Origin of the sequence: Pseudomonas vranovensis, from assembly GCF_040438935.1 — a bacterium.
Lineage (GTDB): Bacteria > Pseudomonadota > Gammaproteobacteria > Pseudomonadales > Pseudomonadaceae > Aquipseudomonas > Aquipseudomonas vranovensis.
Window position 1 is genome coordinate 3,496,050 of sequence record NZ_CP159259.1, and the last position, 24,505, is coordinate 3,520,554.

At 56.4% G+C, this 24,505-nt stretch carries 21 protein-coding genes, 1 tRNA gene and 1 pseudogene; 13 read left to right on the top strand and 10 right to left on the bottom strand.

Annotated elements, in window-relative coordinates; translation table 11 throughout:
* Nucleotides 1–88 precede the first annotated feature (88 nt).
* Complete coding sequence (locus ABVN19_RS16315) at nucleotides 89–871, bottom strand: AraC family transcriptional regulator (protein ID WP_028943116.1); 783 nt, start codon at nucleotides 869–871, stop codon at nucleotides 89–91.
* Between the two features lie 499 nt (nucleotides 872–1,370).
* On the opposite strand from ABVN19_RS16315, the gene ABVN19_RS16320 reads away from it, so the two are divergent.
* From ABVN19_RS16320 to ABVN19_RS16370, 11 genes and pseudogenes are all read left to right on the top strand, one after another.
* Entirely contained in the window at nucleotides 1,371–2,999 is a 1,629-nt protein-coding gene (locus ABVN19_RS16320; RefSeq protein WP_028943115.1) for an APC family permease, read from the top strand.
* A gap of 17 nt (nucleotides 3,000–3,016) precedes the next feature.
* Entirely contained in the window at nucleotides 3,017–4,030 is a 1,014-nt protein-coding gene (locus tag ABVN19_RS16325) for an Ldh family oxidoreductase (RefSeq protein ID WP_028943114.1), read from the top strand.
* A gap of 28 nt (nucleotides 4,031–4,058) precedes the next feature.
* Nucleotides 4,059–4,985, top strand: coding sequence for a 4-hydroxyproline epimerase (locus ABVN19_RS16330; protein ID WP_028943113.1), 927 nt, complete (start codon nucleotides 4,059–4,061; stop codon nucleotides 4,983–4,985).
* Between the two features lie 74 nt (nucleotides 4,986–5,059).
* The gene (locus ABVN19_RS16335; RefSeq protein WP_028943112.1) at nucleotides 5,060–6,007 is read left to right on the top strand and encodes a dihydrodipicolinate synthase family protein; all 948 of its coding nucleotides are present in this window, start codon (nucleotides 5,060–5,062) and stop codon (nucleotides 6,005–6,007) included.
* Between the two features lie 83 nt (nucleotides 6,008–6,090).
* Nucleotides 6,091–7,668 carry an aldehyde dehydrogenase (NADP(+)) gene (locus ABVN19_RS16340; RefSeq protein WP_105642276.1) on the top strand — a complete coding sequence of 526 codons (1,578 nt, stop codon included), beginning with the start codon at nucleotides 6,091–6,093 and terminating at the stop codon, nucleotides 7,666–7,668.
* Between the two features lie 3 nt (nucleotides 7,669–7,671).
* Nucleotides 7,672–8,925 carry an FAD-dependent oxidoreductase gene (locus ABVN19_RS16345; protein WP_028943110.1) on the top strand — a complete coding sequence of 418 codons (1,254 nt, stop codon included), beginning with the start codon at nucleotides 7,672–7,674 and terminating at the stop codon, nucleotides 8,923–8,925.
* A gap of 457 nt (nucleotides 8,926–9,382) precedes the next feature.
* Nucleotides 9,383–9,562 (top strand): annotated as a pseudogene (locus tag ABVN19_RS16350) (DUF6538 domain-containing protein); the annotation flags it as partial.
* 99 nt (nucleotides 9,563–9,661) lie between these two features.
* Nucleotides 9,662–10,954: a site-specific integrase gene (locus ABVN19_RS16355; RefSeq protein WP_158259240.1), complete on the top strand. Its 1,293-nt coding sequence runs from the start codon at nucleotides 9,662–9,664 to the stop codon at nucleotides 10,952–10,954.
* 476 nt (nucleotides 10,955–11,430) lie between these two features.
* Entirely contained in the window at nucleotides 11,431–13,269 is a 1,839-nt protein-coding gene (locus ABVN19_RS16360) for a hypothetical protein (RefSeq protein ID WP_105642278.1), read from the top strand.
* 235 nt (nucleotides 13,270–13,504) lie between these two features.
* Entirely contained in the window at nucleotides 13,505–14,431 is a 927-nt protein-coding gene (locus ABVN19_RS16365; RefSeq protein WP_105642279.1) for a replication initiation protein, read from the top strand.
* Between the two features lie 920 nt (nucleotides 14,432–15,351).
* Complete coding sequence (locus ABVN19_RS16370) at nucleotides 15,352–15,738, top strand: hypothetical protein (RefSeq protein ID WP_034126583.1); 387 nt, start codon at nucleotides 15,352–15,354, stop codon at nucleotides 15,736–15,738.
* Between the two features lie 148 nt (nucleotides 15,739–15,886).
* On the opposite strand, the gene ABVN19_RS16375 is transcribed toward ABVN19_RS16370, so the two are convergent.
* The 7 genes from ABVN19_RS16375 to dapA form a co-directional block, all read right to left on the bottom strand.
* The gene (locus tag ABVN19_RS16375) at nucleotides 15,887–16,750 is read right to left on the bottom strand and encodes an NgoMIV family type II restriction endonuclease (protein WP_034126582.1); all 864 of its coding nucleotides are present in this window, start codon (nucleotides 16,748–16,750) and stop codon (nucleotides 15,887–15,889) included.
* Nucleotides 16,750–17,706, bottom strand: coding sequence for a DNA cytosine methyltransferase (locus ABVN19_RS16380; protein WP_034126581.1), 957 nt, complete (start codon nucleotides 17,704–17,706; stop codon nucleotides 16,750–16,752). The genes ABVN19_RS16375 and ABVN19_RS16380 overlap by 1 nt, the downstream gene beginning before the upstream one ends.
* Nucleotides 17,707–18,060: 354 nt before the next feature.
* A tRNA-Ser gene (locus ABVN19_RS16385) sits at nucleotides 18,061–18,150 on the bottom strand.
* A 93-nt stretch (nucleotides 18,151–18,243) separates the two neighbouring features.
* Complete coding sequence (gene purC / locus ABVN19_RS16390) at nucleotides 18,244–18,954, bottom strand: phosphoribosylaminoimidazolesuccinocarboxamide synthase (protein ID WP_028943109.1); 711 nt, start codon at nucleotides 18,952–18,954, stop codon at nucleotides 18,244–18,246.
* A 29-nt stretch (nucleotides 18,955–18,983) separates the two neighbouring features.
* Nucleotides 18,984–19,742: an MBL fold metallo-hydrolase gene (locus ABVN19_RS16395; RefSeq protein ID WP_105642280.1), complete on the bottom strand. Its 759-nt coding sequence runs from the start codon at nucleotides 19,740–19,742 to the stop codon at nucleotides 18,984–18,986.
* Entirely contained in the window at nucleotides 19,743–20,858 is a 1,116-nt protein-coding gene (gene bamC, locus ABVN19_RS16400) for an outer membrane protein assembly factor BamC (protein ID WP_028943107.1), read from the bottom strand.
* Nucleotides 20,859–20,875: 17 nt separating this feature from the next.
* Nucleotides 20,876–21,754: a 4-hydroxy-tetrahydrodipicolinate synthase gene (dapA, locus tag ABVN19_RS16405; protein WP_028943106.1), complete on the bottom strand. Its 879-nt coding sequence runs from the start codon at nucleotides 21,752–21,754 to the stop codon at nucleotides 20,876–20,878.
* 260 nt (nucleotides 21,755–22,014) lie between these two features.
* Between dapA and ABVN19_RS16410 the strand changes: the two genes are divergently transcribed.
* Nucleotides 22,015–22,575, top strand: a complete 561-nt coding sequence (locus tag ABVN19_RS16410) for a glycine cleavage system protein R (protein ID WP_028943105.1) — start codon at nucleotides 22,015–22,017, stop codon at nucleotides 22,573–22,575.
* Nucleotides 22,576–22,585: 10 nt separating this feature from the next.
* On the top strand, nucleotides 22,586–23,059 hold the full coding sequence (locus ABVN19_RS16415) for a peroxiredoxin (protein WP_105642281.1): 474 nt from the start codon (nucleotides 22,586–22,588) through the stop codon (nucleotides 23,057–23,059).
* Nucleotides 23,060–23,101: 42 nt separating this feature from the next.
* Here ABVN19_RS16415 and ABVN19_RS16420 read toward each other — a convergent pair whose 3' ends face one another.
* Both ABVN19_RS16420 and ABVN19_RS16425 read right to left on the bottom strand, forming a co-directional pair.
* Nucleotides 23,102–24,172, bottom strand: coding sequence for an AI-2E family transporter (locus ABVN19_RS16420; RefSeq protein ID WP_028943103.1), 1,071 nt, complete (start codon nucleotides 24,170–24,172; stop codon nucleotides 23,102–23,104).
* A gap of 25 nt (nucleotides 24,173–24,197) precedes the next feature.
* Nucleotides 24,198–24,437, bottom strand: a complete 240-nt coding sequence (locus tag ABVN19_RS16425; protein ID WP_028943102.1) for a sulfurtransferase TusA family protein — start codon at nucleotides 24,435–24,437, stop codon at nucleotides 24,198–24,200.
* Between the last annotated feature and the right edge of the window lie 68 nt (nucleotides 24,438–24,505).

The window sequence follows — 24,505 nt, forward strand, 5'->3', positions numbered from 1 at the left end:
GGGGCTCGCATTGGCCAGGCTGCGCTGGCTCTTTTTCTGAGGGGCGGCATAGTAGCAGATCTGGCCGTGGGCTTCTTGCAGAGTATCCCTAACCCACCATCCCCCCTGTAGCCTGCCGATACTGCCTCGGCGTAAACCCCGTCAACACCTTGAACTGCCGCGTGAACGCACTATGGTCCGTATACCCGCAGCGCAACGCCACCTCGGTAATTGGCAACGCCGTATGCAACAACTGATGCGCATGCTCAAGCCGCACTTTGTGGATCATCTGCCGCGGCGTCAGGTGGAACACCCGCTTGCAGTAGCGTTCCAGTTGCGCCACGGAAATCCCCGCCACACGGGTCAACTCGCGCATGGTCACCGGCTGGTGAAAATTCGCCCGGATGTACTCATCCACTGCCGCCAGCCGCTGATACGCGGGGTGTGAATCGCTGGCCGACTGCAAGTCCACGGACACCCCGGCCAGGCCGATGATTTCACCGCGCCGATTGTATAACGGGCGCTTGTGGGTCAAACACCAGCCCGGTTCGCGCGAGCCATACAAGTGCAACTCCAGTTGATCTTCCAATACCCGGCCTTCTTCCAGCACCCGGCGATCCTGTTCGGTATATCCGGGGCCCAATTGCGCCGGAAACACCTCGGCGCTGGTTTTACCCAACAATGGCTTCAACTGTTTGAAACCACAGCGCTGTATCAACGCCTGATTGGCCAACAGATAACGCGCCTGAACATCCTTGATGAATATCGCCACATTGGAAATGGCATCGAACAACGGCAATAAGAACGCCATGCCGGATAACAGCTCTTCAATGCTTTCAGGACGGCACTGATCGTTGTTCTGGCAAAGGATGGCAAATGCACTGGGGGTCATGGGCCGGGCTCTCGTTCTTGACCGGTTGGTAAAAATCCACAAGCAGGCTCTCACCAGGCGGACACTTTGCCGCACCCTCTGCGAGCTGTCGAGCCTCGATGGACGCCAAAGAGTGCGTGGCCTGTAAGGGTTTAGCAGTTTGCCGAAGACGAACAGGAAAATTTACTGACTATGCCGATTTCGTCATTCCCCATGAAGAAAACCATCAAGCGCCGGGGCGCCGATGCGTCCACTGTATTGGCATTGCCTGAGTCGTCGAAAGCGTTGTGGCGAAGTACAGGCAAGACCCAAAGCCGCGCCTTGGAATGTATGGGCGAGCGTGCGCGGGGTAGCGAGGAAGTGTGTCTTCGCTACCACAACGCGGTGACGCCATGAATACAGATTTCTTATAAGAGCGCGGTTGCCCACAACCGTAAACATTGCATCGGGGATCCCCGAAACAGTGAATTCAAAGTGACATCACTTCTGCCTATCCAATAACCCACAAGAAGGCGACGCCATGTCAGGCAAAGGCAAGTTCAAAAAACAACTTTCATTGATGGACCTCACCTTTATCGGGCTGGGGGCCATCTTTGGTTCCGGCTGGCTGTTCGCCGCCAGCCATGTGTCCGCCATCGCCGGCCCCGCGGGGATCTTTTCCTGGTTGCTGGGCGGCTTCGCCGTTCTGCTGCTGGGCATCGTCTACTGCGAACTGGGCGCTGCCCTGCCCCGCGCCGGTGGCGTGGTGCGTTACCCGGTCTATTCCCACGGCCCGCTGCTGGGCTATCTGATGGGCTTCATCACGCTGATCGCGTTTTCCAGCCTGGTGGCCATCGAAGTGGTCGCCGCGCGCCAGTACGCCGCGGCCTGGTTCCCGGAGCTGACCAAGGTCGGCTCCAGTGACCCGACCGTGCTCGGCTGGCTGGTGCAGTTCGGCCTGCTCTGCCTGTTCTTCGCCCTCAACTACTACAGCGTGAAGACCTTCGCCAAGTCCAACAACCTGATCAGCGTGTTCAAGTTCATCGTGCCGCTGCTGGTAATCGGCGTGTTGTTCACCTTCTTCAAACCGGAAAACTTCACGTCGCAGGGCTTCATGCCGTTCGGCCTTTCCGGAGTGGAAATGGCGGTGTCCGCAGGCGGCATCATCTTCGCCTACCTGGGCCTGACCCCGATCATCTCGGTGGCCTCGGAAGTGAAGAACCCGCAACGCACCATCCCGATCGCACTGATACTCTCGGTGCTGCTGTCCACCGCCATCTACGCCTTGCTGCAGATCGCCTTCCTCGGCGGCATTCCTACCGAAATGCTGGCCAACGGCTGGTCCGGCATCGCCAAGGAACTGGCCCTGCCATATCGCGACATCGCCCTGGCACTGGGCGTGGGCTGGCTGGCGTACCTGGTGGTCGCCGACGCGGTGATCTCGCCAAGCGGCTGCGGCAACATCTACATGAACGCCACCCCGCGCGTGGTCTACGGCTGGGCCAAGACCGGCACTTTCTTCAAGGTGTTCACCCGCATCGACGAACAATCCGGCATCCCGCGCCCGGCGCTGTGGCTGACCTTCGGCCTGTCGGTGTTCTGGACCCTGCCATTCCCGTCCTGGGAAGCGCTGATCAACGTGGTTTCCGCCGCGCTGATCCTCAGTTACGCCGTCGCCCCGGTGTCGGTCGCCGCGCTGCGCCGCAACGCCCCTGACCTACCGCGTCCGTTTCGCGTCCGCCGCATGGCGCTGCTTGGTCCGCTGTCGTTCATCATCGCCGCGCTGATCGTCTACTGGTCCGGCTGGAAGACCGTGTCGTGGCTGCTCAGCCTGCAAATCCTGATGTTCGTGATCTACCTGATGTGCGGCCGCTTCGTGCCGACCGAGCACCTGAGCCTGGCCCAGCAAGTGCGCTCGTCGGCCTGGCTGATCGGTTTCTACGCCGTGACCATCCTGCTCTCCTGGCTCGGCAGTTTCGGCGGCATGGGTGTCATCGCTCATCCATTCGACACCCTGGTCGTGGCCGCGTGTGCCCTCGGCATCTACTACTGGGGCGCGGCCACCGGCGTACCGGCGCACCTGGTGCAACTGGAGGCCGACGACGCTGAAAGCGACGTCGAGCACAGCACCCAGTTCGCCCCGGCCGGCGCCCGCACCCAACTGTCCTGAGCCAACGGAGACCCGCCATGAGCACGCGCATCAACCTCAGCCTCGACCAGGTGTTCGACCTGGCCCACCGCGCCCTGACCCACAACGGCATGGCCGACGACCATGCCCGGGCGATCGCCGAGGTGATCACCCAGGGCCAGCGCGACGAATGTCACTCCCACGGCCTCTATCGGGTGCTGGTATGCGTGCGCTCGCTGCGCTCGGGCAAGGTAGATCCAGCGGCGCAACCGACCCTGAGCCAGCCCGCGCCGTCCATCGTCAAAGTGGATGCGCACTTCGGCTACTCGCTGCTGGCCTTTCAACACGGCTTGCCGCGGCTGGTTGAAGCGGCGCACAAACAGGGCGTGGCGGCGCTGGTGATCCGCAACTGCTTCCACTTCTCGGCGCTGTGGCCGGAAGTGGAAGCCATCGCCGCCCACGGACTGGTGGGCATGGCGATGACGCCGAGCCATGCCTGGGTGGCGCCGGAAGGCGGCAACCGGGGCGTGTTCGGCACCAACCCGCTGGCCTTCGCCTGGCCACGGGCGGGACAGGAGCCATTCGTCTTCGACTTCGCCACCAGCGCCATCGCCCGCGGCGACATCGAGCTGCACGCCCGCCAGGAAAAAGCCATCCCGCTGGGCTGGGGCCTGGATGCCGACGGTGTACCGACTACCGACGCCCGCGCCGCGCTGGACGGTGCCATGCAGACCTTCGGCGGGCACAAGGGCTCGGCACTGGCGGCCATGATCGAGTTGCTGGCCGGGGCGCTGATCGGCGACCTCACCAGCGCCGAGTCCCTGACCTTCGACGCCGGTGCCGGCGCCACGCCGTGCCATGGCGAGCTGCTGCTGGCGTTCGATCCGCAGCGCTTTGGCGCAGACGATTTCGAGCAGGGTCAGCAGCGCGCCGAGCAATTGTTCCACGCCATCACCGGCCAGGGCGCGCGCCTGCCCTCGCAACGCCGCTTCACTGCGCGCCAGCGCTCGCAGGCCGAGGGCGTCTGGGTGGAGCGCAGCCTGCTGCGCGATATCGAAGGCCTGCTGACCTGACAACAACGCATTCTTGAAGGAAAGACTGATGAAACAGCTCCGCGTGATCGATTCCCACACCGAAGGCGAACCCACCCGCCTGGTGCTGGACGGTTTTCCGCAACCGGTCGGCCAGACCATGGCGCAAAAGCGCGATGCCCTGCGCCAGCAGCATGACCAGTGGCGCCGCGCCTGCCTGCTGGAACCCCGCGGCAACGACGTCCTGGTGGGCGCGCTGTACACCCCACCGGTGTCGGAAGACGCCACCTGCGGCGTGATCTTCTTCAACAACGCCGGTTACCTGGGCATGTGTGGCCACGGCACCATCGGCCTGGTCGCCTCGCTGCACCATCTGGGCAGGATCGCCCCCGGCGAGCACAAGATCGACACCCCGGTCGGCCAGGTCAGCGCCACCCTGCATGGCGACGGCGCGGTCACCGTGGCCAACGTGCCGTCCTATCGCTACCGCAAGCAGGTGCCAGTGGACGTGCCGGGTTACGGCCGCGTCTTCGGCGACATCGCCTGGGGCGGCAACTGGTTCTTCCTGGTGTCCGAGCACGGCCAGGAACTGCACCTGAGCAACGTCGAGCTGCTCACCGACTTCACCTGGAAGATGCTTCGTGCCCTCGAAGACCAGGGCATCCACGGCGAAGACGGCGCGTTGATCGACCATATCGAACTGTTCGCCGACGACACCGAGGCCAACAGCCGCAACTTCGTCATGTGCCCGGGCAAGGCCTACGACCGCTCACCCTGCGGCACAGGCACCAGCGCCAAGCTGGCCTGCCTGGCCGCTGACGGCAAGCTGGCCGCGGGCGAACGCTGGGTGCAGGCGAGCATCACCGACAGCCGCTTCGAAGGTCGCTACGAATGGGACGGCGAGCGTATCCGCCCGTTCATCACCGGCCGCGCCTACATGACCGCCGACGCCACGCTGCTCATCGACGAAAACGACCCCTTTGCCTGGGGCATCTGAAAAAGCGTCGCTGGCTTGCCGGCGATGAGGCCCTCAAGGGCAACCCTCTAACTGAACCGATAAGGACAAGACTCATGACTACCAACATCTTCACCGGTACCATCCCCGCCCTGATGACCCCTTGCACCCCGGAGCGCAAACCGGATTTCGACGCGCTGGTAAAAAAAGGCCGCGAGCTGATCGAAGCCGGCATGAGCGCCGTGGTTTATTGCGGCTCCATGGGTGACTGGCCGCTGCTGACCGAAGCCGAACGCCAGGAAGGCGTGGCACGCCTGGTGGCCGCCGGCATTCCAACCATCGTCGGCACGGGTGCGGTCAACTCCCGCGAAGCCGTGTCCCACGCCGCGCACGCCGCCAAGGTCGGCGCCCATGGCCTGATGGTGATTCCACGCGTATTGTCCCGTGGCGCCTCGCCGGCGGCCCAGGAAGCGCACTTCGCGGCAATCCTTGAAGCCGCGCCGAAACTGCCAGCGGTTATCTACAACAGCCCTTACTACGGCTTCGCCACCCGCGCCGACCTGTTCTTCAAACTGCGCCGCCAGTACCCGAACCTGATCGGCTTCAAGGAATTCGGCGGTGCCGCCGACATGCGCTACGCCGCCGAGCACATCACCTCACAGGACCAGGACGTGATCCTCATGGCCGGCGTCGACACCCAGGTCGTGCACGGTTTCGTCAACTGCGGCGCCACCGGTGCCATCACTGGTATCGGCAACGCCCTGCCGCGTGAAGTGCTGTTGCTGGTCGACCTGAGCAAGAAAGCCGCCAAGGGTGACGCCGTCGCCCGCCGCCAGGCATTGGAGCTGTCGGACGCCCTGCAAGTGCTGTCGAGCTTCGATGAAGGCTGTGACCTGGTGCTGTATTACAAGCACCTGATGGTGCTCAATGGCGACACCGAGTACAGCCTGCACTTCAACGAAACCGACGTACTCAGCGAGGCCCAGCGCAACTACGCCGAGACGCAATACACGCTGTTCCGCCAGTGGTTCGCCACCTGGTCGGCGAGCAACAACGTCGCCTGATCCCACGCGGCGCCTTGTGCGCCGCTTCCGTTTCTTGCCGGCTGTACGCAGCCGGCCCCCTCGAATTCATTTCAGGAGCCGACATGACCCTGACAGGCAACATGCTGATCGGTCAGCACACCGTAACCGGCAGCCGCGAAGCCATCCGGGCGATCGATCCGGCCACCAACCTGGTGCTCGAACCCGCTTATCCGGGCGGCACCACCGAGCAGGTGGACCAGGCCTGCGCCCTGGCCTGGTCGGCATTCGACAGCTACCGGGAAACCTCGCTTGAAGCCCGTGCGCACTTTCTTGAAAGCATCGCCAGCGAGATCGAAGCGCTGGGCGACGAACTGATCGATCGCGCCGTGGCCGAAAGCGGCCTGCCCCGCGCCCGGATCCAGGGCGAACGTGGACGTACCTGCGGGCAATTGCGCACCTTCGCCCGCACCGTACGCGCCGGTGAATGGCTCGACGTACGCGTCGACAACACACAACCGCAACGCCAGCCGCTGCCCCGCGCCGACCTGCGTCAGCGCCAGGTACCGCTAGGCCCGGTGGCCGTGTTTGGCGCCAGCAACTTCCCCCTGGCCTTCTCCGTCGCCGGCGGCGATACCGCCTCGGCCCTGGCCGCTGGTTGCCCGGTAATCGTCAAGGCCCACAGCGCCCATCCGGGCACCAGCGAACTGGTCGGCCAGGCGCTGGCCCGCGCGGTGAAAGCGTGCGACCTGCCGCCAGGGGTGTTCTCGCTGCTATACGGCTCGGGCCGTGAAGTGGGCATCGCCCTAGTCTGCGATCCGCGCATCAAGGCGGTGGGTTTCACCGGCTCGCGCAGCGGCGGCATCGCCCTGTGCCAGGCGGCCGCGGCGCGCGCCGAGCCGATTCCGGTGTACGCGGAAATGAGCTCGATCAACCCTGTGTTCCTCTTCCCCTGCGCCCTGCAGGCGCGCGCCGAAGCGCTGGCCCAGGGCTTCGTCGCCTCGCTGAACCAGGGCGCCGGGCAGTTCTGCACCAACCCCGGCCTGGTGATCGCCCGCCAGGGTGCCGACCTCGACCGCTTTATCGCCACCGCCGCCCAGCAAATTCTGCGGAGCCCGGCGCAGACCATGCTCACCCCGGGCATCTTCAGCGCCTACCGCAACGGCATCGAAGCCCTGGCCGGCAACCCCAAGGCCGACACCGCCGCCGCCGGCCTCGCCGCGGAAGGCCCCAACCAGTGCCAGACGCACCTGTTCGTCACCCAGGCGCGGGACTTCCTCACCGATCCGAGCCTGCAAGCGGAAGTGTTCGGTTCCGCGTCGCTGGTGGTGACTTGCGCCGATGACGAACAGGTCCGCCAGGTGGCCGAACACCTAGAAGGCCAGTTGACCGCAACCCTGCACCTGGACGACGGCGACCTGGACAACGCCCGCGCCCTGCTACCGACGCTGGAACGCAAGGCCGGACGCCTGCTGGTCAATGGCTGGCCGACCGGGGTGGAAGTCTGCGATGCGATGGTTCATGGCGGCCCCTTCCCGGCCACCTCGGATGCCCGCAGCACCTCGGTGGGGACCGCGGCGATCCTGCGCTTCCTGCGTCCGGTGTGCTACCAGGACTTCCCCGACAACCTGCTGCCCACCGCGCTGCAACACGGCAACCCGCTGCACTTGCGGCGCCTGCTCGACGGCCAGAGAGAAGCCTGATCGATGGCCACGACCTTTACCCCCAACGTGGACATCGCTGTGGTCGGCGCCGGCATCGTCGGCGTCGCCTGCGCGCTACAACTGGCCCGCCAGGGCCAGCGGGTGTTGTTGGTGGACCGCCAGGCGCCGGGCATGGGCGCCTCGTTCGGCAACGCCGGCCACCTGGCGACCGAGCAAGTCTTTCCCATCGCCGACCTGTCGATTCTCAAGCGCCTGCCGGCCATGCTCATGGACCCCATGGGCCCGCTGCGCCTGGACTGGAAATACCTGCCGCGGGCCTTGCCGTGGTTTACCCGCCTGCTGCTCAACCTGCGCCCGGCACCGTTCCGCCGCAGCGCGGCCGGCATCCGCGCCCTCAACGAAGGCAGCCTGTCGGCCTGGCGGCGTCTGCTGGACTCCATTGGCCGGGCGGAAATGCTCAAGCAGGACGGTTCGCTGCTGGTCTTCGAGCGCGCCGAATCACGCCCGGCCATCGACGCCCTGCAAGCGCGCATGCGCCAGCAGAATGTCGAGGTAGAACTGTGGCAAGCGGACGCCGTGCGCGCCGCCGCGCCACAACTGAGCGAGCACGTGTTGGGCGGCCTGTTCTTCCCGGCCACCGGGCATTTCCTCGATCCGCACCAGGCGGTGGAGGCGTTGTTCGACGCTGCCATGGCCGCGGGCGTGCAGTTTGCCCGGCGTGACGTGCAGGGTGGACAGCTCAAGGCCGACGGCGTCGCGTTGCGCACCGATCAGGGCCAACTGGTGGTGCCTCGCGTGCTGATCGCCTGCGGCGCCCATTCGGCCCACCTGACCGAAGCGCTGACCGGCACGCGGGTACCGCTCGACACCGAGCGCGGTTATCACCTGATGCTGCCCCGCGAGCACAACCGGCTGCCGTTCGCCGTCACCTCGCTGGAGCGCAAGTTCATCATGACCCCCATGTCCGGCGGCCTGCGCCTGGCCGGAACCGTCGAATTCGCCGGGCTCCAGCGCCCGGCCAACATGGCCCGGGCCTGGCAGTTGCAGCGGCTGAGCCAGGGCCTGTTCAAGCGCGAATTGAATGCCGACGCGGCGACGCCGTGGATGGGCTTTCGGCCCTCGCTGCCGGACTCATTGCCGATCATAGACCGGGTGTGTGATGGCCGCGTGCTGCTTGCCTTCGGCCATCAACACCTGGGGCTGACCCAGGCGGCGGTGACGGCGGAGATGGTGGCGGGGCTGATGGAGGCGCGGGCTGTCGAAGGGATCGAGGCATATCGGTTGGGCCGGTTTTAGGGCGCCGTGATCGCGCCCAACTCGTCATTTCATCGCCGTCGCCGAAACTGGATCGAATTCCGCCAGATGAGGGGTTCAAGACGGAATAGGACAGCCTACGGAACCTCCGATCAACGTGCCGCACCGTGCGGCACGTTGATTGGAGGTTCCCTAAATGAGTGTCCGGAATCATTAGACCACTACAAGTTCAAGCACATACCGGTGAAGGGCGTGTAGGGTTGGGTCTCAGGACTAAATTGTTACGTACAATCCAGAAACGAAAAAGCCCCGCAGACCTTAGTCTGCGGGGCTTCTCGATGTATGGCGGAGAGATAGGGACTTTCCGAATCCGACCATTCAGCCCTTTGAAATCAATGGTTACAGGAACAACAGGCCATTTTGCTACAAATTTTTGCTACAAATCGTAGAAAAAATCAGCTACCTTTTCGGCATCAACACCCAAGGCTTAGGGACGAAAATGGCAAGCGACAACCTAGTTCTACGGTCAGGAAATTGGCACGTCCGCCTAAGCATCCCCAAGGACGTTAGGCACATCCTCAACCGAACCGAGTTCACCGAGTCGCTGAAGACCGGGAGCAAGCCTGAAGCTCAGGTAAAGAAGTTGGCGTTCCTACATTCATGGAAACAGGCGATAGCGAACGCTAGGAGGCTCGTTGCGGGGCCGACCCCTGACGAACTGTCAGAAAAGTCCTATGACATTTCAAAGCTGATCGAGACACGCCAGCAATCGGGCTTGATGAACATCGTCACCAGCACGCAGACGGATGAGCTAGACCTCACGTTCAGCCAAGAGAAATTCCAGCACATCGAAATTGAAACTTTTGACCTAATTTCAAATGCTCAAAAATGGAAAAGTCCAAAGGAGGCATTTGAATCCGATTTTGACCCGTGTGGCGAAAGACCCTACCTTGAGTTTGAGACCTTTAAGGAAAAATGGTCAGAGCGAGGCGAAGGAATTTCCCTTGAGCAGAAAATTGAAAGGTTCAATGACTTCATTCGATTAAATAAAGTCATGCACAATTATTTAATTACAGTTGGTCAGCCAATCAGTATCGAAAGTATCGACGAAGTAAAATCAATCCTCGATAGTCCAAAAAATTACAAAATCAAATCTCCTATTACAACTAACAGAATAACGTCATTTGAAGCGTATCAAGTTAAGACCAAGGGGATTATTCAAAAGACTGTAGATACGCAGGCAAATCGTTTGAAATTGATGAATGCTTGGCTTGAAGCAGAGCAACGCGACCTCAACCAAGAAAGCATTGCCAGCTATCTCGATACGCTCAACCTTTCCATTAAGACTAAAAAACAATACCTCTTCGCCGGGTCAAGTTTTTGGAAATGGGCTATTAAGCACGACGAGAATTTTAAAAAGCTACACCGAGACCAGCAATCCCCCTTCGAAAAGCATGATTTCCCAGTAAATCGCAGCAAGAGGGGCGACGGCTCAACAGATAGAAAGGCTTTTACACCAGAAGACGTTACAAGACTGCATGAGGCAGCCAAAGCTACAAAAAACCGTGAAACACTCACTGACCTTATACTATTAGGTTCTCACACTGGAGCAAGGATTGAAGAGCTTTGCCAGCTTCAAACCCAAGATGTAGTCACCGAGGAAGGCGTTCAATGCTTCTACTTCTACGATGGGAAAACCGCAGCCAGTGAGCGACATACACCGATACACCCAGCCATAAAAGAAACAGTGGAAAGATTGATCCGCAATTCAAAGGACGGTTTCTTGATTAGCTCACCAGCAGGAAACAAATACGGTAACCGTTCCGATGCACTCAGCAAACAGTTTGGCCGATTAAAAACCACCCTTGAATATAATAGCCAATACGTTTTCCATAGCTTCCGTAAGACTGTTATCACTCAATTGCAACGTGCAGACGTGCCCGGAATACTCATTGCGTCAATCGTTGGACATGAGACGGGAACCATCACATTTGACGTGTATAGTGCAGGACCAAGCCCAAAGCAAAAATACGATGCAATATCAAAACTAAAATACAAGCTAAAACTCTAAAACCGCAAGCGTTACACATTAAAACCCATAACAACAATCAAAGGCTTCGAAGCTCTTACCCACCAGAAGAGCTTTTGACCTTTTCTAAACGAGTATCTTTTTTAAAATTCGTCTCGCATAATGCACTCCCCTGCACACGCCTCATGTATACGCACGCACCCACACACGTCTTTAGTTATCAATATATAGATAACATATAAATTAGATAACAATAATAAAGATTACTACACCGCACGCACATACCCAACCAACACCCCCATACAAAACCACCTACACCATCATGCTTGATATACATTTTTTATGTGGTTCAATATATGCATATGGTTCAAGTTTTCAAAGAAGCCCTTAGAAACATACCTGCTATGTTAACCATCCCACTTTTGCTACGCAAAAGATGTGACGGTTAACGCAGGTGCCTAGTCGGCAGGACAGAAGCAAAAGCCAAGAGCAAAAACAAACCCACCACTGAGGATGAAATGAATGACACCAATTTGCAGACAATCACACTGACCAAAAGAGACAGAAACTATTCCAACCTCAAGGGGCTGGACAGTTCGCTGAAACACTCGCTTAGACTGGACCAAAACGAGTATGACGACTTTGAATTCAACCCCAATCCAGACCACCCAAATATCGCCATTGTAGGTGGTGTTGAACAGGTATTAACAAGAGGGTTGGCAGAGCAATTGCTGGCCGACTTCAACGACCAAATACAAACCAAACTCAAAGCAACAGAAGCGACTGACGAGATAGCAGCAGAAAAAGAAAAGCTCCGAAAACTAAAATCGAAGCTGGTCAAATTTATCAACGCAACCGAACCCACTGAGATAAAAGAATACATCACCTCTGTAATGGAAGGAGAAAGGCCGCTAGTAGTCCAAGACTACGCCGCCCTACTCAATCAGCACAAAATCAGCCGTATAGCTCAGCGAATCGACCTCTTAGAGAACTACACCACCAAGAAGCGAGAGATCGAGCAAAACAAACCAGATCGAGCGGTATCAAGGACGGTCAACAGGGTAAAAGAAATCATCCTTGTGATACCCGAACCTAATAAACTGGCAATCACAAAGGCATACACTGATCTTTTGCAGAAATCCATGCACCAGTTCTATCAAAAGAATTTCCCCAACAACAAGATGCTTTTTTCATTCAGCCACTTGGACGAGACAACAAACCACGTTCATGCGTTTCTTGACCTTCAAAATGAGAAGACGGGGAAGTATGATTTTTCAGCTCAAGAATTTGAATTCGCATCACAATATTACGCGAGGAATAAAGCTCACCTTGAAAAAATATCTGAGCCGCCAACATTAGAAGGCTTCAAACTTCCCAACCGTAGCGAAGAAAAGCAAAACCATAGGTTTATCCGAGAACGTGAGTCATGGAAGTCAAAAGTAATGCAGGCGGCCTTTTACGAACACTTTAACGGATTAGCCGCTGCATATGACTTACAGGCCAAATTCCTACCAAAGACAAAAGAAAAAAAGGAGTATTTAAGCAAAATCGAGCAAGAAGCAAAAAAACCAAAAAGCGAGCGAAGCCACAACTATTACACAAGACAAGTAGAAAAACTTGAACAAGAGCTAATAGAAAAGAAGGAAGAACTAGCCGAACAAAATACGAATGTCGTAACGCTCAAAGCCACTATAACCGACCTTCAAAACACTGTTTCAACCTACCAAAACAAAATCCAGAGCTTGGAAATTCATGCAACGGAGCAGAAAAAAGAAAATGAAAAACTCGATAACCACAGACAACTACTTGCCGAAGACATAACCAAGAAGACAAACAAAACCGAAGAATTAAGAGAAAACTTCAAAGCCACAAAAGAAAGAATGACCAAGGAACTACACGACCTAAGGAGAAAGATAGTGGAGGACACCAAACGAAAATCAGTGTTAGAAAATGCCATTAAGGTCTACGAGGAAGAGCTTGAACCCTTGATAAAACGATTTGATATTCTAGTGGATCAAATACTTGAAGCCCGAAGAGTGGACGAAAACCCAGAGCAATACTACAAAAGGCTACGAGAAAACACCTATAAAATGGCAAGCCGCTTAGGTTCAGAGAAACGAAAGGACTACCTTTTTAATGCGAGGGAACAGCTTAAAGAACGAGGACTAGACCACACGAAGGTGGAGCTAGGCATTGCTGATAAATTTAGATTATGGGCATCCGACACGTTCACTAACAAGCAAGTGGTTGAATTTGACAAGGAAGAAGCCGAGCAGGCAAAACAGGCCAGAAGGAGAAGACTTTTAAAACCTAGGCCCCCAAGCCCATTTCAAGACCCTTATGACCCTTATCAATAGCCAAACCCACTCAATAAAAAACCCGCTTAATTGCGGGCTTTTTACCATTCAAATTTGACAAACCTCGAAAGTATGGCAATTTGAAAGCAGCAGAAAAAGAAAACCACCCTGCAAGGTGGCTCGATATACAACAATAAATCTCAAATCAACACAATTATTTAATCATCAAAAAAATTATTGTCAAGTCACTTTCCGAGGTTTTCTTTTTCTAAATAACTTATTATAAGAGGAATATATGGGATGCGTAAAACTATTTGAGGACTACTTACCAAAGAGACCTTATCACACCGATGATTTAATCAGCGGCTTAAAAATCAACAAGAAAGAAAAAGCAAAACTTGCACGACTTATACAGCCGAACGGCCCAACGCATAGATATTGGATGGTTTTTGACTTAGACCGAACCGATGCAGGTATGCACTGGGATAGCGTAGGGGCACCAGCTCCAAACCTAATAGCTCGAAATCCGGCCAATGGGCACGCTCATTTACTCTACTTGCTACAAACCCCTGTCCGAACCGCTATGGACGGCAAAACCGCCCCTTTACGCTACGCTGCAGCCGTTGAGGCGGGCTTGCGTAGTCGCCTTGGAGCAGACAGAGGCTACAGCGGCCTGATCTGTAAAAACCCGATCAATGCCCACTGGATGGTTCACCAATGGCAGGCCGATCCATACACGCTGGACGACTTGGCCGACTACATCGACCTAACCCAAGAAAAGGCCAGAGAGAAGCCTGTAGAGGATTATGGCCTTGGCCGTAACTGTATGCTTTTCGACCAACTAAGAGAGTGGGCATACAAAGCAATCCGCCAAGGTTGGCCCGACTACAATCAATGGTTAAACGCTTGCCTTGACCGTGCCACTGGCTACAACGTCAATTTTTCCACACCCTTGGACATATCCGAAGTTAAACACACGGCTAAAAGTGTAGCGAAGTGGACACATAGAAACTTTACCCGTGGAACCTTTGACGATTATGTCGCAAGAACTCACACAAGCAAAATTCAAGCAATCCGAGGCAAGAAAGGCGGAAAAGCAAAAGGTAAAACCAAGAGAGAACGAGGCATTATCTTGCTTGAAGCCGGGGCGTCTATTCAGCAAGTCATGAAGGAGTTAAATGTAAGCAGAGCGACAGCATACAACTGGAGAGAGACTCCGTAACATTATAATCTGTCTAAATAGCCTATATCAGATAATAGCACCCGGCGAGGGTGTTTCTTCGTCCTTTCCCGCCCAACCCCTCCCTTTCCTCCCCGCATCCCCCACATATACATACACCGCACCACCGATAGAGATATAACGCACGGAATTGGTCAAAATCGGCCTTCTTCCACTCCGTTGATACAACGACACCAAGCCACCCCACTACACGCCTAAAATAGCCGAATGCGTTACACCTCACAAAGTGCAAAAGCCTATATCAAAACTAGACCCAAATAGCGTTAACCACCCAACCCCTCACTTCCATAGGTTTGGAGATATATCCCTGAACCTATATGTATGTATACATACATATCAACTTACTCTCCTGATGAAATTTTTACACTTTCTCAAATTCATCGAAAACGGTGAATATCCCTCACTGGGCTAATGAGCCTAAATATCCCGAAAGAGATTTTGGCCAGCACTGAAAAAAGGGTATTTGGAGAAACTCATTTTTCTCTAAAAATACGCCAAAGAAATTTCAAGGATTTATACCAAATTATTGATATATGGATTTTTCCAACCATCGGATTATGGCTTAAAAACTGCAAAACATCTTGTCAAGAGCAAAATGAAAATAAATATAAGGTTCAACCATAACCGTTAAAAAGGGTTCAACCCTAAATTAGTTACTTAGTTCACTTTTGCTACAAAGCAGCGAAAAAATGGCACCTACAAAATTCAAAAAATCGCTCTCAAATTAATCTCACAAAAAAACGTGAGGTATTGGTCACATCGAAAGTTCAAAAAATGAAAATGGCGAAACTCTTACAATGTATATCCCCGAAGCAAATCTATAGGTTCGGAGATATAACCCTGAAGCATTGACTTACATAAAACTTATGATAATTGTATTATAACAACATAGGAGTTATAACATGAACAAAGCAGAACAAGCAGGAAAAATAGGCGGGCTAGTTGGTGGATTTAAAAGAAGAGAACGTCAAAAGTTTTTAGTAATATTCATAAAGCTGGTAGAAATGGAAGAATTTCCAGACTTGAAACTGACATCATGCCTTGCAAAAAAACTAATAGCAGCATTCTCTGGCTGCAAATCAATCTCAAACGATGTTTTGATAAAGGAGTTTGGGAAGCCCGGCAACAAGATAAAACAGCAAAACCTTGACGATATCGTGCTGGTTTTAACAGAGCGATATAGCGAGACGTATAAGTCACTATGGAACGATGCAAAGAAAAAAATTGAAGATGATGCAAATGAATACAAGAGACAAAAAATTCAAGAAATGCGAACATCAATATCATAAACATATATCCATGCAGCGTTTTTTCGCTACATGGCTTAGCAGGCTCAGCTTCAAGGATACATCCCCCAACCTTTACCCTCTTCACACCATATATGTAGCAGAACAAACAAAAGGCCGATACCGGCCTTCTGCTTATAACTGCATGATTTTAAGTTGCCAAATCTAGTGGTAAATCGCTTATATCTTTCAAACGACGACCATCAACCATGATAGCTAAAAGCTCCGCCGAATCGTCCATGCCTAGTTCTTTCAATGTTGCTTGTAGCTCATACAAGGCAAAATGATAAACGCAATCAATATCGCCTGTGCCTAGAGCGATTGAAGCTAATCTGCTAGGAGTGGGCTCAGCAGTCACCACCATGATATTAGGCAGGTGGCCTTTCCGGTTACGCATCAGGTTTAAAGCTTCGGAACGTGCGTTCTGTGCCCTATCACTTCGGATAGTCCACTTACATGACACGCTTGCATGCAGAAGCGGCTTGCCCCCGGCAGCAGCCCTCAAGCTGGCTCTAGTGCTTACAGAACTATCAACCAAAAACTCATGACGGTTGATATTCTCGTCACTTTCTAAGCCCCTAACCACGACAATATCAGGGGTAATTGTGTAGTCGCTTCCCAAAGCAGCGGCAAGTTCAGGGTCAGCTTTTGCAGCCCGATCCAATGCTATCAGATGTGCATATTGCTCATATTTAGCAATCTCTAAACGATTACGCCCAGATACCTGATGCACGTCCCAGTCACCGGGACGAAGATGCCCCAGCTTCAAGAAAGTATTTTTTACATACTCCGCACAAATACCCTCAAACTCATTACCAGAAGTTTGACCAGCTTGGCGTTCTGCAATTGTCTCAGCCTTCAATAACTCCGCAATGCCTTTTGCAATGGCAATACTGCTTCTATTGCTACTGTCGGCGTTGCTTGGCACACCCTTATCATTGATGGTCAGCGTTGTTTTGAGCAGCGAAGCATGGAACTCTTTCCGTGCTTGTAGAAACTCGGGTGGAATATTCATTAGGCAACCTGTACCAAGCGTTTTACAGAAAGAGCTTTGAAGATTTGTTTCGCAACTGCACACGCAACAGGAGGTGGAAAAGCGTTCCCTATCTGTCGATATGCTGCAGTTTTCTTTCCATAAAATTGCCAGTCATCAGGGAACCCCTGAATACGTGCAGCCATGCGGGTAGTCAGCCTCGGCATCCCTTCAAAAAACTCCGTAGGAGGTTCATTGGCAATACCCATCCCACACACACCAATGGAAGCCCAAGCCTTCTTAGCTCTTGTTGGCCCCAGATCCGGGCCACCGTGCTTTTTAGATCCGCCGACGAGCGTTGGTGCGATTGTGTTCGCCTGCTCTCGCCATGCATCAGCACCACGCCAGCCATCGGCCTGCATTAGATCGTGAAGAAGCTCACCAACAGTCGGTGGAGTGATTAGCTTTGGCTCAGGCCATGAAAAACCATCAGCAAGGTCTTTCCTGATGCCAACGAAAACCACACGAGGCCGAAGCTGGGTAACGCCAAAATCGGAAGCATTCAACAGCCGCCAGCCCGGCACATAGCCAAGCTTTTTAAGTTGTTTCTCAACCTTATTGCGGTAGTCATCGAAAACAGCGTCGAGAAGACCTCGCACGTTTTCCAGCATCACGGCTTTCGGTCGGCACTCATCAACAAGACGTAACGCTTCGGGGAAAAGGTCACGTTCATCATCAGCCCCAAGCTGCTTACCAGCTTTGGAAAAAGGAGGGCAAGGAACCCCACCGGCGACCAAATCAACCCCAAAATAAGGAAGACCGTTAAATTGACGCAGATCCTGCTCTTGCACGTTCCACTCAGGGCGGTTTAAACGGAGAGTTGCACAGGCAGGAGGTTCAATTTCCACCAATACTTCGTGCCCAAAGCCCGCCATTTCTAGGCCGAGAGCTTGCCCGCCAGCTCCGGCACACATTTCCAATGACGTGAATAGGCTCATTTTGTCTCCTCGCAACGCTCTGTTTCAAAGCGGCTTCTTAAAAATCGGTGATACTAACATGGTGTATGGATAGACAGGGAACCCATCTAACCCTTCGACGCACTGCTGCAGAGCCGCAGCACATCAAAGGGTCTTGATCAAGCCACTACGGGCAACGGCGGGGCATTATCCACAAATCCGCTCCTACGCCCCCACAGAGGCTTCAAGGTCATAGGGCAGCACAGAGGCAGGAAGAGCAAACGACAGACGAAAAAAAATGGCGATCTGTAGGTCAGGTTTTTGCTACAAAACCTTGCTACAAATCACCATTTTTACAACCTCGTAAATCATTGATTTATAAGGCTTTTCTAAATATGGCGGAGAGATAGGGATTTGAACCCTAGGTACTGTTGCCAGTACAACGGATTTCGAATCCGTCCCGTTCGGCCACTCCGGCATCTCTCCAGTGGCGCGCATGATACCAGCAGTTTGCCTAAAGGCAAAGCCTGTTTGCGAAAAAAATTCGCGTGGTATCAGGCGCTTGCGTGAACTTGCCGCTTACAGCGGCACGCCCAGGCGTTTGGCAACTTCTTCGTAGGCTTCGATCACGTCGCCCAGACCCTGGCGGAAGCGGTCCTTGTCCATCTTCTTGCGGGTCTCTTTGTCCCACAGGCGGCAGCCATCCGGGCTGAACTCGTCGCCCAGGACGATTTCGCCGTGGAATACACCGAACTCCAGCTTGAAGTCGACCAGCAGCAGGCCGGCGTCGTCGAACAGCTTGTTCAGTACTTCGTTGACCTTGAGCGACAGGGCTTTCATTTTTGCCAGTTGCTCGGCAGTGCCCCAGCCGAAGGCGACCACGTGGGATTCGTTGATGAACGGATCGCCCTTCTCGTCGTTCTTGAGGAACAGTTCGAAAGTCGAAGGCTCAAGCTTGATGCCTTCTTCCACACCCAGGCGTTTTACCAGGCTGCCGGCGGCGTAGTTACGCACGACGCATTCAACCGGGATCATGTCGAGCTTCTTGACCAGGCATTCATTGTCGCCCAGCAATTTGTCGAACTGGGTCGGGATGCCGGCTTCTTCAAGCTTTTGCATGATGAAGGCGTTGAACTTGTTGTTCACCATGCCCTTGCGGTCGAGTTGTTCGATGCGCTTGCCGTCGAACGCCGAGGTGTCGTTGCGAAACAGCAGGATCAAGCGGTCGGCGTCGTCGGTCTTGTAAACCGACTTGGCTTTGCCGCGGTAGAGTTCTTCACGTTTTTCCATGATGGGCTCCGCTTGCTAAATAAGATGGGCTAGGCGATTTCGCGCCAGTCGAGCCCGCAATCCTGGTTGGCCACTTGCAGCCAGTCCGGGTCGCACCCGAGGGTGTCGACGAAACATTGCCGGGCCAGCTGTGGCTGGTTGTTCTTGCTGCTGAGGTGGGCCAGCACCAGGTGTTGCAGGTTCTGCCAGCCCAGCTCCGACACCAGGCGCGCGGCCTGGTGGTTGTTCAAATGTCCGTAGTCGCCGCCCACCCGTTGCTTGAGGAACATCGGGTAAGGCCCGCGTCCGAGCAGGTCGCGACAGTGATTGGCCTCGATCATCAAGGCATCCAGGCCCTGGTAGCTGTCGAGCAAGGCGCAATCGTAGGAGCCAAGGTCTGTCAGCACGCCAAAGCGCCGGCTACCGTCGTCAAACACATACTGCAGCGGCTCCAGTGCGTCGTGGGTGACCCCGACAGCGCTGATGGTCAAGCCACCGATCTGCAGTGTGTCGTTTGCAGCCAGAAATCCCGCTGCCTCGACCGGCTTGCGCATGCCGCGCAAGGTGCCACGACTGAGGTAGACCGGTACATTGTAGCGCCGCGCCAGCAACCCGACCCCATGCACGTGGTCGGCATGTTCATGGGTGACCAGTACGGCATTCAATTGCTGCGCAGAAACGCCGAGCAGCGCCAGGCGCCGCTCGGTTTCACGCAGGGAAAAGCCGCAATCGACCAGGACAAGGGTGTTGTCACTGGCGATCAGCGTGCCATTTCCCTGGCTTCCACTTCCAAGTACGGCGAAGCGCACTTAACCCAGGTTGTCCTGAATCACGCTCAGCACGCGGCGAGCGACGTCAGCCGGGGCCACGGTGTTGATGTTCTTCTCGACGGTCACTTGGACGCTGTCACCGACCTTGCTCAGGCGAACCTGGTAACGCTCGGCACGGGCTTCACGCTCTTCCTTGCTCGGCGCACTGCCGAACAGTCGACTGAAGAAGCCAGGCTCCTGGTCCTTGGTCTCGGCTTTTTCGGCCAGGTTGATGTAGTACAGGCCCAGGCTGCGGTTGATGTCTTCGACACGCCATTCGCCCTGCTCCAGGGCACGGCCAACGCTGGACCAGGCGCGATCGAGGTCGGCACCCAGGTTGAGCACCGGGTTGCCGCTGCCGTCTTCGCTCAGGCTGACGCGGCTCGGGGCGTCGAAGTCGCGGGCAGCGAGCAGCGACACCGAACCGCCCTTCTCGGCGCTGCGGGTCATGCTGGCGAGCATTTCGTCAACCAGGATAGCGTCGACACCGGTGTTGTTCGAACGCTCCGGGAACGCTTGCTCGGCAGTGCTGCCGGCCGGACGCTCGACGGTCACGATGTAGACTTCACTGGTGTTGCGCTGGACGCCCGGCTCGATACGCACACGGGTACGCACTTCGTTGTCGCTGCTGCTCGAGGCACTGCCCAGGCGCTTGGCCATGGAGGCGGAAAGCTCGTCGAAGCGCTGCCAGGTAGTGTTGAACTCACCGGTTTGCGGACGCTCTTCGGCAATGCGGAAACCGTTGTCTTCAAAGAACTGTCGGGCCACCGGCCAGACTTCGGCGGGCGAGCGCTGGGCCAGGACCCAACGGGCACTGCCGCTTTTCTGCAGGCTGAAGTCGCTGATATCGGCACCGGCACTCAGCGGCTGCGGGCGTGGCACTTCGAACTCGCCCTTGACGTTGTCGTCGGCGACGTTACGCGGGATCGGCAGCAGCGGGTCCAGGCGCTTGACGTTGGCAACGTCAGGTGGCAGTTGCATCGGCGCCTTCTGAGTGGCCTCCAGATAGTCGCTGCCACGGTCACGGAAGTAACCCTCTTCGCCCCACAACCAGCCACAACCACTGGTACTGGAGATGATCAAGGCAAGGGCGGAAAGACCAGCCAATCGCTTCATGCGGTGTACGTCCTCAATTAAAACTGCAGGCCGCACTGGCGCATGGCCTGGCGTACCGTATCGTGACAGGATTCGCTCAGCCAGGTCAGCGGCAGGCGGATGCCCTTGTGCATCAGGCCCATTTCAACCAAAGCCCACTTCACCGGAATCGGGTTGGCTTCGACGAACAGGTCTTTGTGCAAAGGCATGAGTTTTTCGTTGATGGCGCGGGCTTTTTCGGCATCGCCTTCAAGCGCGGCTTCGCACAGGTCGGCCATTTCGCGCGGGGCGACGTTGGCGGTGACGGAGATGTTGCCTTTGCCGCCCATCAGGATCAGCTCAACGGCAGTCGGATCATCGCCGGACAGTACGATGAAGTCCTTGCTCACGCCGTCGAGGATGGCCTTGGCGCGCTTCAGGTCGCCGGTAGCTTCCTTGATGCCGATGATGTTCGGCACGGTGGACAGGCGGATCACGGTCTCGGCCTGCATGTCGCAGGAGGTGCGGCCGGGAACGTTGTAGAGGATCTGCGGGATGTCGACGGCTTCGGCAATGTGCTTGAAGTGCTGGTACAGGCCTTCCTGGGTCGGTTTGTTGTAGTACGGGACGACCAGAAGGCAGGCATCGGCGCCGGCGTCCTTGGCGTTCTGGGTCAGGTGTACCGCTTCGCTGGTAGAGTTGGCACCGGTACCGGCGATCACCGGGATACGCCCGCCGACCTGCTTGACCACGGCCTTGATGACTTCAATGTGCTCATCGACATCCAGGGTTGCCGACTCGCCGGTGGTACCGACCGCAACGATGGCATGGGTGCCGTTTTTCAGGTGGAAGTCCACGAGTTTGCTGAGGCTGTCCCAGTCCAGACGCCCTTGTGCATCCATGGGTGTGACCAATGCCACCATACTGCCCGCAATCATGAAACTGCTCCTGCCGGAAAAAGAGAGCGGTAATGGTACTGGCGCCACCGGGCTTGCACAAGCGAAGCAGAAGGCCGGAGCATTCCCCTCGGCGGCCATTTTCGCTACCCTTCTCTCTTTGATCGGTACACAGCGGCCCGCCGGGCTGCCGACAACCTGCGCAGGCAGTGCCCAAAGCCTCGATCCTGAGCCCCGGGACCACGCCCTCCCGCCGATTTGCCCCGTCAGGTACCGACCGCTCATCGCTTTAGGAATGCTGCATGTCCACCCCCACCGTTCGCGAACAATTCCTTGTCATCAGTGCCCTGGGCGCCAATCCCATGGAGCTGACCAACATTCTGTGCCGGGCCAGCAACGATAATCGCTGCTCGGTCGTGACCTCGCGCCTGACCCGCCATGGCGAGTGCAGCGCCCTGGTCCTGCAGGTTGCCGGCAGTTGGGATGCCCTGGCGCGTTTCGAGGCAGCCCTGCCGGGCCTGGCCAAGAAACACACCTTCACCGTGAATGTGGTCCGCAGCGCCGAACTTGAAGTGCGCCCGCTGGCCCTGCCGTACGTGGCCTATGTCAGCGCCGCCTATCGCCCGGACATCATCAACGAGCTGTGCCAGTTCTTCATCGACCACCATGTGGAACTCGAGAACCTGACCTGCGACACCTACCAGGCGCCACAGACCGGCGGCACCATGCTCAACGCCACCTTCACCGTGACCCTGCCGGCCGGCACGCAGATCAGCTGGCTGCGCGACCAGTTCCTGGACTTCGCCGACGCCCTGAACCTGGACGCTCTGATCGAACCTTGGCGCCCACAAAACCCATTGTAAGGAAGCCCTCATGGCCGTAGAACTCGACCAACCCGTCGCCGATTTCCAGGCCCAGGCCACCAGTGGCCAGAGCATCAGCCTGGCGAACCTGGCGGGCAAGCAAGTGGTGCTCTACTTCTACCCCAAGGACGGCACTCCGGGCTGCACCACCGAAGGCCAGGGTTTCCGTGACCAGTACGCAGCCTTCCAGGCGGCCAACACCGAGGTGTTCGGCGTGTCCCGTGACGGCATCAAGTCGCACGAGAACTTCAAGGCCAAGCAGGCCTTCCCCTTCGAGCTGATCAGCGACAAGGACGAGACCCTGTGCCAGCTGTTCGACGTAATCAAGCTGAAGAAGCTGTACGGCAAGGAATACCTGGGCGTGGACCGCAGCACCTTCCTGATCGACAAGGACGGTGTGCTGCGCAAGGCGTGGCGTGGTGTGAAGGTGCCGGGGCACGTGGATGCCGTGCTGGCTGAAGCGCAGGCGCTGAACGACAAGTAGACCGATCGCGGGGCACGTCGAGACGTGCCCCGCGATGCCTGTTCAAAGCAACGGTGCTACCACCGGCTCCTGCCTTGGCCAGGCATCCAGCACGGCCTTGAACAAGGTTGCCAGCGGAATCGCGAAGAAGATCCCCCAGAAGCCCCACAAACCACCAAACAACAACACCGCACAGATGATGGCCACCGGGTGCAGGCTCACTGCCTCGGAGAACAACAGCGGTACCAGCACGTTGCCATCGAGCGCCTGAATGATTGCGTACACCGCCATCAAGTAGATGAACTGGTCGCCCCAGCCCCACTGGAACAGCGCGATCAAGGTCACCGGCACCGTCACCACCACGGCGCCGACATACGGCACCACCACCGACAGCCCCACCAGCAAGGCCAGCAATGCCGCGTAGTTGAGCCCCAGGGTGATGAAGGCGATGTAGGTCGCTACGCCGCAGATCAGAATCTCGATACCCTTGCCACGGATGTAGTTGGCGATCTGGCGGTTCATTTCTTCGGCCACCCGGGTCATCAATGCACGCTCGCGCGGCAGGTAGCCACTGACCCAGCGGGCAATCAGCTCGCGGTCCTTGAGGAAGAAGAACACCAGGATCGGCACCAGCACCAGGTAGATCATGATGTTGACCAGCAACGGCAGGCTGGACAACGAGAAGGTCAACGCCCACTGGCCGAACTTGCCTATCTCCCCGCGCATAGCCTCGATGGCCCGCAGTACCTGCTCATCAGACACCAGGTGCGGATAGCGCTCAGGAAGCAACAGCAACAGCGACTGCCATTTGCCGAGCATGCCTGGCAGTTCATTGAGCAGGGTAATCAACTGATGCCAGAGCAACGGCACCAGCACCAACAGGAAGACCCCAAGCGCCGCCATGAACAGGGCGAACACTAGGCCGACTGCGTAGCGGGTCGGCACCCGCAGACGTTCCAGGGCATTGACCAGGCCCTGCATGAGAAACGCCAGGACCATACCCGCCAGCACCGGCGCCAGCATGCCGCCCAGGGTAAGGACGGCGGTAAACGCCAGAAACAGCAAGACCGCCAGCACCACGGCTTCTTCGTCAGAGAAGTAGCGTTGCATCCAGTCGCGAAGCACCTTGAACATTGACGATCCTTAAGGGGAGAAAAACTCAGGCCTTGCGCAGCCAGTAGGTGTACACGCCACCCTCGGCTGTTTCGAGCAGCAGCGTATGACCGGCCAATTTGGCAAAAGTGCGGAAGTCGCGCTGGGATCCTGCATCGGTCGCCACCACCTTGAGCACTGCGCCGCTGCCCAGGCGATTGAGCTCCATCTTCGCCTTGAGCAGCGGCAGCGGGCAGTTCAGGCCGCTGGCGTCGAGTTCGGCATCAAAGGTCGGGTTATCGCTCATCGGGGTTCTCCAGGCAGGCACGTTCAATCGAGCCCGCTAGAATACCGCCACTGGTCGCCGACGTGTGA

Excerpts from the sequence above, each read along its gene's own strand:
- ABVN19_RS16360 (WP_105642278.1), top strand. The coding sequence starts at position 11,431 with ATGAATGACACCAATTTGCAGACAATCACACTGACCAAAAGAGACAGA.
- ABVN19_RS16380 (WP_034126581.1), bottom strand. The coding sequence starts at position 17,706 with ATGAGCCTATTCACGTCATTGGAAATGTGTGCCGGAGCTGGCGGGCAA.
- ABVN19_RS16425 (WP_028943102.1), bottom strand. The coding sequence starts at position 24,437 with ATGAGCGATAACCCGACCTTTGATGCCGAACTCGACGCCAGCGGCCTG.
- bamC (WP_028943107.1), bottom strand. The coding sequence starts at position 20,858 with ATGAAGCGATTGGCTGGTCTTTCCGCCCTTGCCTTGATCATCTCCAGT.
- ABVN19_RS16340 (WP_105642276.1), top strand. The coding sequence starts at position 6,091 with ATGACCCTGACAGGCAACATGCTGATCGGTCAGCACACCGTAACCGGC.
- purC (WP_028943109.1), bottom strand. The coding sequence starts at position 18,954 with ATGGAAAAACGTGAAGAACTCTACCGCGGCAAAGCCAAGTCGGTTTAC.
- ABVN19_RS16375 (WP_034126582.1), bottom strand. The coding sequence starts at position 16,750 with ATGAATATTCCACCCGAGTTTCTACAAGCACGGAAAGAGTTCCATGCT.
- ABVN19_RS16330 (WP_028943113.1), top strand. The coding sequence starts at position 4,059 with ATGAAACAGCTCCGCGTGATCGATTCCCACACCGAAGGCGAACCCACC.
- ABVN19_RS16415 (WP_105642281.1), top strand. The coding sequence starts at position 22,586 with ATGGCCGTAGAACTCGACCAACCCGTCGCCGATTTCCAGGCCCAGGCC.
- ABVN19_RS16420 (WP_028943103.1), bottom strand. The coding sequence starts at position 24,172 with ATGTTCAAGGTGCTTCGCGACTGGATGCAACGCTACTTCTCTGACGAA.
- ABVN19_RS16365 (WP_105642279.1), top strand. The coding sequence starts at position 13,505 with ATGGGATGCGTAAAACTATTTGAGGACTACTTACCAAAGAGACCTTAT.
- ABVN19_RS16325 (WP_028943114.1), top strand. The coding sequence starts at position 3,017 with ATGAGCACGCGCATCAACCTCAGCCTCGACCAGGTGTTCGACCTGGCC.
- ABVN19_RS16410 (WP_028943105.1), top strand. The coding sequence starts at position 22,015 with ATGTCCACCCCCACCGTTCGCGAACAATTCCTTGTCATCAGTGCCCTG.
- ABVN19_RS16315 (WP_028943116.1), bottom strand. The coding sequence starts at position 871 with ATGACCCCCAGTGCATTTGCCATCCTTTGCCAGAACAACGATCAGTGC.
- dapA (WP_028943106.1), bottom strand. The coding sequence starts at position 21,754 with ATGATTGCGGGCAGTATGGTGGCATTGGTCACACCCATGGATGCACAA.
- ABVN19_RS16370 (WP_034126583.1), top strand. The coding sequence starts at position 15,352 with ATGAACAAAGCAGAACAAGCAGGAAAAATAGGCGGGCTAGTTGGTGGA.
- ABVN19_RS16320 (WP_028943115.1), top strand. The coding sequence starts at position 1,371 with ATGTCAGGCAAAGGCAAGTTCAAAAAACAACTTTCATTGATGGACCTC.
- ABVN19_RS16355 (WP_158259240.1), top strand. The coding sequence starts at position 9,662 with ATGAACATCGTCACCAGCACGCAGACGGATGAGCTAGACCTCACGTTC.
- ABVN19_RS16345 (WP_028943110.1), top strand. The coding sequence starts at position 7,672 with ATGGCCACGACCTTTACCCCCAACGTGGACATCGCTGTGGTCGGCGCC.
- ABVN19_RS16335 (WP_028943112.1), top strand. The coding sequence starts at position 5,060 with ATGACTACCAACATCTTCACCGGTACCATCCCCGCCCTGATGACCCCT.